Consider the following 10,771-nt stretch of genomic DNA (forward strand, 5'->3'; position numbering starts at 1 on the left):
AATAAAAAATAAAAATGTATTAATTTTGGATAAAAAAGGCATCGAAGTCTTTGGTAACATATACAATTACCAGGAGCGCAGCAATAACCAGGGCACCTAAAATAATCACGCCCCAACTTCCTTTAAGCTTGTCTTTATCTTTTCTGATTAACCAATAGATGATAGCGATAAGCGGTATCGCACAAACAATCCAAAATATTAATGATGCTCCAGTCATATCGTTTTATTAATCCGGTTCAGAGGTCCGAAGTCGGAAGATTTTATTGGCTATTTAAATTACTCTTCTTAATTATTCTATTTAACCACAAAGATACAAAGTCAGTTGGCAGTTTACAGTATCCTATTTACCAGTCGAAGTTGATCGTTTGGTCTTTCGAGAGGGATTATCCTCTGCAGTTAGCAGTTTTTGCCAGTTTTCAATCTTTTGCCAGGGAAGCACACAAAACAAAGATCCTGAAATAAATTCAGGATGACATTCACGAAGTGATAGCTGGCAAACAAGTTTAACAGTCAACTATTGACTAATGAACCAGTGGCCCATGCAGCCCCTTTAAAACTCCATCCTCGCCATTGGCGAAACGTCCTGCCCTACAAAATCCTTTTTCAGGTACTTCTGGTAACCTGCAATGGCAATCATGCCTGCATTATCAGTACAATACTGAAATGCGGGTATATATATCTTCCAGCCCTGTTCATCGGCAGCCTGTTGCAGTCCGTTCCTTAAACCAGAGTTTGCCGAAACACCGCCTGCAATAGCAATTTCTTTAATTCCGTATTGTTTTGCTGCTTTTTTTAACTTGTTCAGCAAAATCTGCACAATACTATGTTGAACCGATGCGCAAATATCATCTAAATTTTCGGTAATAAAATTAGGGTTATCTTTTTCCTGTTTCCTGATAAAATATAGAATAGAAGTTTTAAAGCCGCTAAAACTAAAATTCAGATCGGCAATTTGTGGTTCGGCAAATTTAAAGGCCAAAGGATTTCCATGCTGTGCATGTTTATCAATCAGTGGTCCGCCAGGATAGGGTAAGGCCAGTAGTTTAGCCGTTTTATCAAAAGCTTCACCAGCAGCATCATCCAATGTTTCGCCAATAATTTCCATATCAAAGTAGTCTTTTACCAACACAATCTGTGTATGTCCACCAGAAACCGTTAAACAGATAAAAGGGAAATTTGGCTTAGGATCATCAATAAAGTGCGCTAAGATATGCGCATGCATATGATTGACAGAAATTAAAGGTATATTTAAAGCTAATGCGAAAGATTTTGCAAAAGAGACGCCAACCAGCAGGGAGCCTAAAAGGCCGGGACCCCGTGTAAAAGCCACCGCATTAATGTCTTGTTTTGTAACTTTAGCATTAATTAAAGCTTGTTGTACGGCAGGCACAATATTTTGTTGATGTACCCTTGAAGCTAATTCAGGTATAACACCACCATAATTTTGATGAATTGTTTGGTTTGCAATAACATTGGCAGTAATTTTGCCGTTGTTACAAATAGCAACGGATGTATCATCGCAAGAAGATTCGATAGCAAGTATAACAGACAAATTATTAATATTTAAGCTGCAAAATTATTAAAAAACTATTTAAAATACTCCTTTGGGTAATTGCATCAATAATCTTGCTGCTTGCGCTTCTTATTTTTTCGCTACAATTTAAGCCTGTTCAAACTTTTTTTGCACAGAAAACTGCTGCATACCTATCAAAAGAGCTTAAAACCACCATTTCAATCAAAAGTCTTTACATTAAACCCTTTAAATCTATCGTACTGGAAGATTTATTGGTTTTGGATCTGCAAAAAGACACTTTATTGAGAAGCCCTCAGTTTATGGTCGATATTAATCGATTATCTATCAACAAAAAGATTATCGATATCAATACCATTCAAATCAACAACGGGCGGTTTTTCCTAAAAGATTTCAAAGATAAGTCTTCTAATCTCGATTTCATCATCAACTACTTCGATTCTGGTAAGCCCACTGTAAAGAAAAAGAAAAGCAAGCCATTCAATATCAATATTGGCCGTATTATTTTAAACAAATTTGCCTTCAGGTACAAAAACTATGGTGCAAAAGATACCACTCAGGGCAAAAGTGTAAACTTTGAGAATGTTGATGTTAAAGAACTCAGCGGGATTTTTGAAGGGCTCGATACTAAAAAGCATTTGGTTAAAACCAATATCAAAAACTTAACTTTTAAAGAGCGAAGCGGATTTTACCTGAAAAACCTAACAGCCCAAACCACGATAGACAGTAATGCGATAGAGCTGAAAAACCTGCTGCTCGAAACCAATCAGAGCCGCTTAACCGATTATTATCAAATGCGGTTTAAAAGCTATAAAGATTTTAACCACTACGTAGATAATGTGCGGATGAAAGCTATTTTTAAAAATAGCCATATCACCTCAAGGGATGTTGCATTTTTTGCACCCGAAATGAACACCATGAAACTCGACCTGGATGTTGATGGACAGATTACGGGTTTAGTAAATAACCTTAAAGCCAAAAAACTATCGTTAAGAACAGGAAAAGCTACACACATTAAGGGAGATTTTATTTTAAAGGGACTGCCGAAATGGAAAGAAACTTTTATGGACCTGAACATTGAAATGGCTGGAACGAATAAAACCGACCTGGATGAGGTGCTGGCAGGTATTACCAACAGCAAGAAAAAAATTGTTCCGGTAATTGTAAACAAATTCGGCAACATTAACTTTAACGGAAGTTTTACCGGTTTCCAGAACGACTTTATTGCCTATGGCGAATTTAAAACCAAACTTGGCCGTATTGTTTCGGATGTGAACATGAAAATCGATAAAAACGATGTTCCGTCTTATACCGGAAATGTAAAAAGCTACGATTTTAACCTGGGTAACCTGCTTAATGAAAAAAGCCTTGGCCGTATCAGCTCATCATTATATGTTAAGGGCCGTGGTACCGAGCTTAAAGATTTAACCGAAAAAATAAACGGCGATGTAGACTATATCGACTTTAATAATTACCGTTACCACAATGTTAAAATCGACGGAACTTTTAACAAAAAGTATTTTGACGGCAAGCTGAGCATTAATGACCGCAACGTGAAACTGGTTTTTGATGGTGGAGTAAACCTGAATCCTAAACTGCCTGTATTTAATTTTAATGCCACTATTTCCAAGGCAAAATTAAAGGCTTTAAAACTTATGAAAGATTCATTGCAGGTTGATGCTAAGTTTAAGACCAATTTCTCGGGCACCAACCTGAACAATATATCCGGCAAATTATTAATCGAAGAAATTAGACTGCAAAATCCGAAAGGTGTTTATAGTGTAGATTCGGTACAGTTAACAGCCAACGGCATGGGTGCCAGCCGCGTGCTCGATATCCGATCAGATATCTTGGACGCCAGCATTAAAGGTGAATATGATTTAAATTCTATTGTTTCTTATTACAAAACCATCGCCAAAACGTATATCCCCTCGCTAAAAACCGATATTATAAAGCACAATAACCAGATCTTTCAGTTTAACCTGAAGGTTAAAAAATTTGAACCGCTTGCGCAGATATTTCTACCAGGTTTAGAATTAGAAGAGGGTGCTACACTAACGGGAGATTTCGATTCGCGCAATAATACCGCAACGCTCAACGGTTTTGTAAAGAAGCTAAAATACAGTGGTATTGTGGTAAACAACATCATCCTCGATGAAAATACCACTACACAACAACTCCAACTGATTGTAACCTCAGACAGGGTGCAGATTAACGACAGTTTGTTTATTAAGGATGTAAACATTTCCAATATCCTGCGGAACGACAGTTTGGCCTTCAACGTAAAAATGTCGAACCCGGAAGAAGACAACCAGCTCGATTTAAACGGATTGGTAGAATTTACCAAAAACCAGGATACAACCGCAAGATTAAGCGTATTGCCATCGATCTTAAAAATTAACAATGAAGAATGGCGCATCCAGGAGAAAGTACGTATTGTACTCAACAATGGTAAAACCGAAATCAGTAATTTCGATTTAACCAACGGAAAGCAGCAAGTGATTATTGACGGATTAATTTCTGAAGACCCTAAAGATTTAATCAGTATTGGCTTTAAAGATTTTAACTTAAAAACCCTGAACCCTTTTACCAAAGGATTTGGTGTTAAATTGGGTGGTAACCTGAACGGCACAACCGATCTGTATGGTGTACTGAAAGCACCTAGGGCAACCGACGATTTAAAGATCGATTCGTTAAATTTTAACGATGTCTATATCGGTACTTTAACCGATACCTCATCGTACAGCAACGAAAGCAAAAAGATTAATGTATTTACGCGCATCATGGCAGATAATTCGGAGACTTTTAAATTGACCGGAAATCTTAATCTAAAAGAAAAAGAAATCGACCTTGGTGTAAAAATGAATGAAAGCAAACTCACCATCCTTGAGCCTTTTGTTAAACAACTGGTATCGAATTTAAAAGGGAACATTTCAGCCGACTTAACGGTTAAAGGAAAATTTGAAAAGCCAGAAATTAACGGAACTGTAGCGCTAGATAAAGGCCAACTCATGGTAAACTACCTCAAAACCACTTACGTCATTACCGATCAGGTAGAGGTGAATAACAGTATAATCAAACTTGATGACTTTAACCTGAGCGATCTGGAAGGTCATGAAGCTACTGCCAGGGGTAGCGTAGATTTAAACGATATCAATTATCCAACTTTAGATGTAACCATAGATGCGAATAGCTTAATGGCCCTGAATACGACCGCAAAAGACAATTCGGTATATTATGGCCGTGCTTACGGCACGGGAAGGTTTACTTTTAAAGGCCCTACCAATAAAATGAAGATCGATATTAAGGCGAAAACGGAAAAAGGAACCGTGTTTAACCTGCCCTTAAACAGTTCAGAAACCGTATCGGATAAAGATTTCATTAATTTTGTAAGCCGCGATTCTACTGTACTGGTTAAGAAAAAAACCAACTTTGATGGTTTAACCCTAACCTTTAAATTAACCATCGACCCGAATACCACAGCCAATATATTTACCACCCTGGGTAATTTAAGTGGCAAGGGTAATGCTGAGTTGAACTTAAACATCAACAGTGTCGGCGATTTTGAAATGTCTGGCGATTATATTATCGAGACGGGAAGTTTCGATTTTACAGCCCAGGAGGTAATCAACAAAAAATTCGAAATCAGACAAGGTGGAACCATCCGCTGGACGGGTAACCCTACTGCCGCACAGATTAACTTAAAAGCAGTATATGCGTTGAGGGCAAGCTTAAACGACCTTTACAAGGCGGCCAACCGCGATGCCAGCAGCAATGCCAACCAAAGGGTAAATACAGAGGTAGAGATGGGGCTAACCGGTTTACTGTTAAAACCAGATATTAAGCTCGATATTAATTTTCCTGCACAACCTTCTATTAAAGAAGAGCTGCAAACCTATTTCAGCGATCAGAATAACCTGAACCTGCAGGCTTTCAGTTTAATTATCAGAAGAAGTTTTGCACCTGGAAATGGCGGACAATCAATTGGGAATCAATTGAGTTCAACTGCTACCAGTACCGCTACCGAGTTGGTATTTAACCAGTTTAACAATGTACTTTCTTCGTTAAACCTGAACTTTGTCGATCTGAACGTACGCTCGCTGAGCGAGGCCAATGCATCGTTTAAGTTCTTTAACGATCGTTTAATTATTAATGCAGGTATTGTAGACCGAAACAGTGTGAACGATTTTACCGTTATCGATTTCTCTAAAGATAATGTTGGTAGAGAGGTTGAGGCACTTTTCCTGATTAAAAAAGATGGAAGCTTAACGGTAAAAGCGGCAAATAAACCACCTACACAACAAAGTATATTCTTAAACAGCGGGATCAGTTCAACAGCAAACGTAACCTCTTTTGGTTTGGTGTATACCCAGCAATTTGATACGTTTAAGGAGTTTATTCAGAAAATTTCTGGCGCTTACCGCCGAAACCTGAAAAGAAAACAAGGCCAGGCCCCTGTTAAAACGAATAAATCGATTAATAAAGAAGCAATTATCAATCAAAGTAAAGGGAACCAACGGAGGTAAGGTTTTTGGTTCATCGATCATTGGTTCATTAGGTAATCGATTATTGGTCATTGGTTCATAGCTAATTGTCTAAGTTAAGACTATTCGATTACAGCCTAAAAACCGATTAACTAGTTAAAGTTGCTTAAAGTCCAATCTTGAAACACAATTCTATTTTATCAGTCCCACTCCAATATCGTCATCCTCGCGCAGGCGGGGATCTTAACACTATTACATTCTAGTTTTTAATTAATCAATAGAACCACACATAATATATACCTTTCACTGCGCTACTATTGACAGAATCTACTAGTCCGGTCGTCATTCTCGCGCATTCGGGAACCACGCAGTGCTCAGCAAAGCTAATCTTAAAGCGCTTGCATTAAGATTATTCATGAGTGTTTTTTTTATTCAGTGGCATTTATGATCACTGCGCGATTCCCAATCAAATAGGGAATGACGATTTCTTTAGGGATATTGCCTAATAAAATTTATTTGTCAATCCAATATTGATTTTTACAAAATAAATTAACCCTCAGGATGACAATCGGTTTCAGATGCTGTTATTCTGAATAAAATGAAGAGTCTTTACCCGAAGAACTGTTTCATTACCTAAAAAGCTGATGATTGCAAAACGTGTCAATATAGATTTCTCCACTCCGTTTCACTCCGGTCGAAAGGACGATTGCATGAGGGAAGAGTTGATTAAATTAATCAATATCTTATTCACCTCTTAAGACATTTACTAAAAGAGCCAATATGGAACTGTCGTTCCATATTGGCTCTTATTTTATTATTATTATTATTGGTCATTAGGCTTAAGTCAGGCAAACACCCAACTCCAAACTCAGAACCTATCCCTTCATAATCGAATGGCCCATTTTATCTCTTTTGGTGGTTAAATAACGTTCGTTATGTACATTACTTGCAATTTCGATCGGAATGTTTTCGACCACTTCTAAGCCGTAGCCAATTAAACCTGCTCTTTTGGTAGGGTTATTACTCATTAAGCGCATTTTAGTCACCCCTTCCGATCGCAGGATCTGCGCACCCACACCATAATCGCGTTCATCGCCTTTAAAACCCAACTTAATATTCGCTTCTACAGTATCAAAACCGGCATCCTGTAAATTATACGAACGTAATTTATTAATCAGCCCGATACCTCTACCCTCCTGGTTCATATATACCACAATACCTTTACCTTCTTTTTCGATCATTTCTAATGCTTTGTGCAACTGCGGACCGCAATCGCAGCGGCACGACCCGAAAATATCGCCAGTTACACATGAGCTGTGTACACGTGCTAAAATAGGTTCGCCGGCATCCCATTCGCCTTTAGAAATGGCTAAATGTGTCGCATTATTATCTAACTGCGTATAAGCCGTCATTTTAAAATCGCCCCAAGCGGTAGGTAAATCAATACTAACCTCTTGCTTAATCAAACTATCTATGGTTAAACGATAAGCAATTAAATCTTCGATCGATATAATTTTTAACTGGTGCTGCTCGGCAATTTTAAATAAATCAGGAAGTCTGGCCATTTCGCCATCTTCTTTTAAAATCTCTACCAATAAACCTGCAGGTTTCATACCAGCCAAACGCGCTAAATCTACCGCGGCTTCTGTATGGCCTGCACGGCGGATTACACCACCATCTTTGGCTATTAAAGGAAAAATATGTCCTGGCCTGCCTAACTCTTCAGGGTTGGTTTTAGGATTAACCAAAGCCAGCATGGTTTTAGAGCGGTCGCTTGCCGAAATGCCAGTAGTACATCCATGGCCAACCAGATCTACTGAAACCGTAAAATTAGTTTCGTAAGCAGCTGTATTTTTACCCACCATCAGGTTCAGGTTTAATTCTTTACAACGTTCTTCTGTTAAGGGTGCACAGATTAAACCGCGGCCATAGGTAGCCATAAAATTGATGATCTCTGGCGTTGCGTTTTCGGCTGCCGTTAAAAAATCACCTTCGTTCTCTCTATTCTCGTCATCTACAACAATAATCACTTTACCAGCTTTTATATCTGCGATGGCCTCTTCTATTGTGTTTAATTTTGTTTGCATTTTATAAACATTATGGGGCAGATGGTGTATAAAGGTGTATTTAATCAATTTATACCACAAACAATAACCCGTACAAATGTACAACCTTATTGAGCAATATTTTGATTAAAATATCATCTGTAAGTAAAGGAAAAAGGCCCTATTTTTCTTTCTTTTTAAACAGCTGAAGGAAGAGCTGCCTGTAGTAATTTACATCAAACAGGGCCGAATCTACGGTAGCTTTATAGGTTAAAAAGGCCGCCAGCGGCGATAAAACAATTACGGCAATCCACATCCCGAATATTGGGTTTAAGTTACCTTCGCGTGCCGATTTTTCGGCCACTGTGGTAATAATGTGGTACACCAGGAAGAAACAAATGGCTACCACCACAGGTAAACCCATACCTCCTTTTCTAATAATGGCACCCAATGGTGCACCAATAAAAAACAACAGGATGCAAGATGCCGCCAGGGTAAATTTACGCTGGTACTCTACTGTGGTAAAAATAATTTCGCCGGTTAAATCGGTCTGGCGCGGCCCCCAGTTGGGTACGTGCTGCATAATATTTGCCACCGTATTGTTTGCATTATCGAGGGCCAGTTTCCGCGATCCGTTCGGGATGCTCTTCAATATTACGTCATCAATCTCTTTCGGAACGGCTTTTACCCGGGTATAACCTTTAGTTACATTAAACTGCTTAAAGTTACTGGTGAGGTTGGCAATCGTGCGCATTTTCATCGTATCCAACTGTTTCGTCAGCGAATCGCGCTTTTTTACAATACCCTTCAGGTTTAACATGGGTGTACTGTTTCCGAAAGCATTAGGATCGGTGCTATTGGGATTAAAAGACGACATATCGAAACGCGGAGAGGTTTCTTTAAAACGGTTGCGCGTAAAAATCTGCCTTGGGTTGTACATGCCGTTTTTCGAAGCCTGCTCTTCGTACTGTATACCATTTTTTAAGTTAAGCACCAAAAACTTACCATCGGCAGTTTTATTCATTTTCCCCTCTCTGGCCAGAATTACTTTCGGAATGCCGTTATTTTCGCGGTGATCGTAAATCATGATATTGTGCAGCGTACCATCTTCTTCTTTCGAATCGACACGGATGGCATAACCCGGAATAGCATTGTTAAAAACCCCCGGTTTAATTAAAAATGAAAGTTTTTTGTTCCTCACATCGTACAGCAGCGAGCCAAATTTGAGGTTGGCTTTCGGTAGCATGTAGTTGGCAAAAAAGAAGGATGCTATCGTGAGCATCAAAATCACCACAAATAAGGGGCGCATGGCTTTCTGCAAAGAAATACCAGCCGATTTAATGGCCACCAGCTCATAATTTTCGCCCAGAGTACCAAAAGTCATGATGGAAGACAGCAGCACAGATAGCGGCAGCGCCATAGATACGTTGGCAGCCGAGGCGTAATACATCAGCTCCAGAATCGTGTACCATTCGAAACCTTTTCCAATTAAATCATCAATCCATTTAAACAGAAAAAACATTAACAGAATAAACATCATAACAAAAAACGTTGCTATGAATGGCTTCACAAATGCTTTTATTAATAGAAGATGTATTTTTTTCACCCTACAAAGGTAAACAATACGAAGATAATATTATGCACCCAATACGCTAATCAGGTAATCGATCTGGTTATCCCAGATTAATTTTTTCTCTGCCAGAAGCTCATCGGTAGTAAAATCAGTAATCGAGAGGGCAACATCATTGGTGAGTTCATCCTGCACAATTTCCATCTCAAAGTAACATTGAGGCTCATCATCCAGCCACTTAAATTTAACCAGCTTATTTTCTTTAACGGAAACGAGTTTTGCTTTTTGCTGCTCATCGTCCCAGGTAAACGTATATACCTGATCACGGAAATTCACATCGTCCGCAAACCACTGCGATAAGCCATTTGGTTCACTTATAAAACTATACAATATTCTTGGTGACGATCTAACTTCGTACTCTAGTGTAAATTTTTTCTTTTCTGCCATGTTAGTACACTACCAGGATAATTTCCGGACTATTTTTTAATATTATTTTTCTAAAGAAAGGTAATTTATTCTATATCTGCAACAATATAATTTTTATTGGTTCAAAGGGCTAGTTCATGGGTTTATTTGCCATTGGTTCATTATTCAGTAGCCATTCCGCTCAATAGTTCATGCCAGCAGGCTATTTTGATGACGAACGCAGGATGGGTAGTTGATTAATTGACTCCTAATTTCCGTTCAACATCTGCAACATTAACTAATAAAAAATCCAATGCTTATATAAACCTTAAAGCGTTAAGAAAAATATGCTATGAAGCTGACCGCTTTGTGAGGGGATAAAGGATAGCACCAAATCCGATGTAAAGCACTGACTTACAGACATTTTACCATATAAGGAATTTTAGTTCATTTAAGTTTTCGATTGACTTATATGAACCTTATATATCTTATACGGTTAAGAAAGGCAGGTAATTGTTCAAATCTGTTATGTAAAAAGCAGGCGTATAGGTCTTTTACCATATAAGGAATTTTAGTCCATTTAAGTTTTCTGTTGAGCCTATATGAATCTTATACGGTTAAGAAAGGCAGGTAATTGTTCAAATCTGTTAGTAAAAAGCAGGCGTATAGGTCTTTTACCATATAAGGAATTTTAGTCCATTTAAGTTTTCTGTTGAGCCTATATGAATCTTATATG

The 10,771-nt window shown here is 38.3% G+C and carries 6 protein-coding genes; 1 reads left to right on the forward strand and 5 read right to left on the reverse strand.

The window, feature by feature from the left end:
- Positions 1–19: 19 nt before the first annotated feature.
- A complete protein-coding gene (locus tag HDC90_RS06855; RefSeq protein ID WP_184465190.1) occupies positions 20–217 on the reverse strand; it encodes a hypothetical protein in 198 nt (65 codons plus the stop codon).
- 333 nt (positions 218–550) lie between these two features.
- Complete coding sequence (gene tsaD / locus HDC90_RS06860) at positions 551–1,552, reverse strand: tRNA (adenosine(37)-N6)-threonylcarbamoyltransferase complex transferase subunit TsaD (protein WP_184465192.1); 1,002 nt, start codon at positions 1,550–1,552, stop codon at positions 551–553.
- Positions 1,553–1,626: 74 nt separating this feature from the next.
- Between tsaD and HDC90_RS06865 the strand changes: the two genes are divergently transcribed.
- Positions 1,627–6,057 carry a translocation/assembly module TamB domain-containing protein gene (locus HDC90_RS06865; protein ID WP_184465194.1) on the forward strand — a complete coding sequence of 1,477 codons (4,431 nt, stop codon included), beginning with the start codon at positions 1,627–1,629 and terminating at the stop codon, positions 6,055–6,057.
- Between the two features lie 833 nt (positions 6,058–6,890).
- On the opposite strand, the gene HDC90_RS06870 is transcribed toward HDC90_RS06865, so the two are convergent.
- From HDC90_RS06870 to HDC90_RS06880, 3 genes are all read right to left on the reverse strand, one after another.
- Positions 6,891–8,102, reverse strand: a complete 1,212-nt coding sequence (locus HDC90_RS06870; protein WP_184465197.1) for a bifunctional 3,4-dihydroxy-2-butanone-4-phosphate synthase/GTP cyclohydrolase II — start codon at positions 8,100–8,102, stop codon at positions 6,891–6,893.
- 139 nt (positions 8,103–8,241) lie between these two features.
- Positions 8,242–9,666, reverse strand: a complete 1,425-nt coding sequence (locus HDC90_RS06875; RefSeq protein ID WP_184465200.1) for an LptF/LptG family permease — start codon at positions 9,664–9,666, stop codon at positions 8,242–8,244.
- Positions 9,667–9,696: 30 nt separating this feature from the next.
- Entirely contained in the window at positions 9,697–10,077 is a 381-nt protein-coding gene (locus HDC90_RS06880) for an START-like domain-containing protein (RefSeq protein WP_147226470.1), read from the reverse strand.
- Positions 10,078–10,771 lie beyond the last annotated feature (694 nt).

The organism is Pedobacter sp. AK013 (genome assembly GCF_014205835.1).
Taxonomy (GTDB): domain Bacteria; phylum Bacteroidota; class Bacteroidia; order Sphingobacteriales; family Sphingobacteriaceae; genus Pedobacter.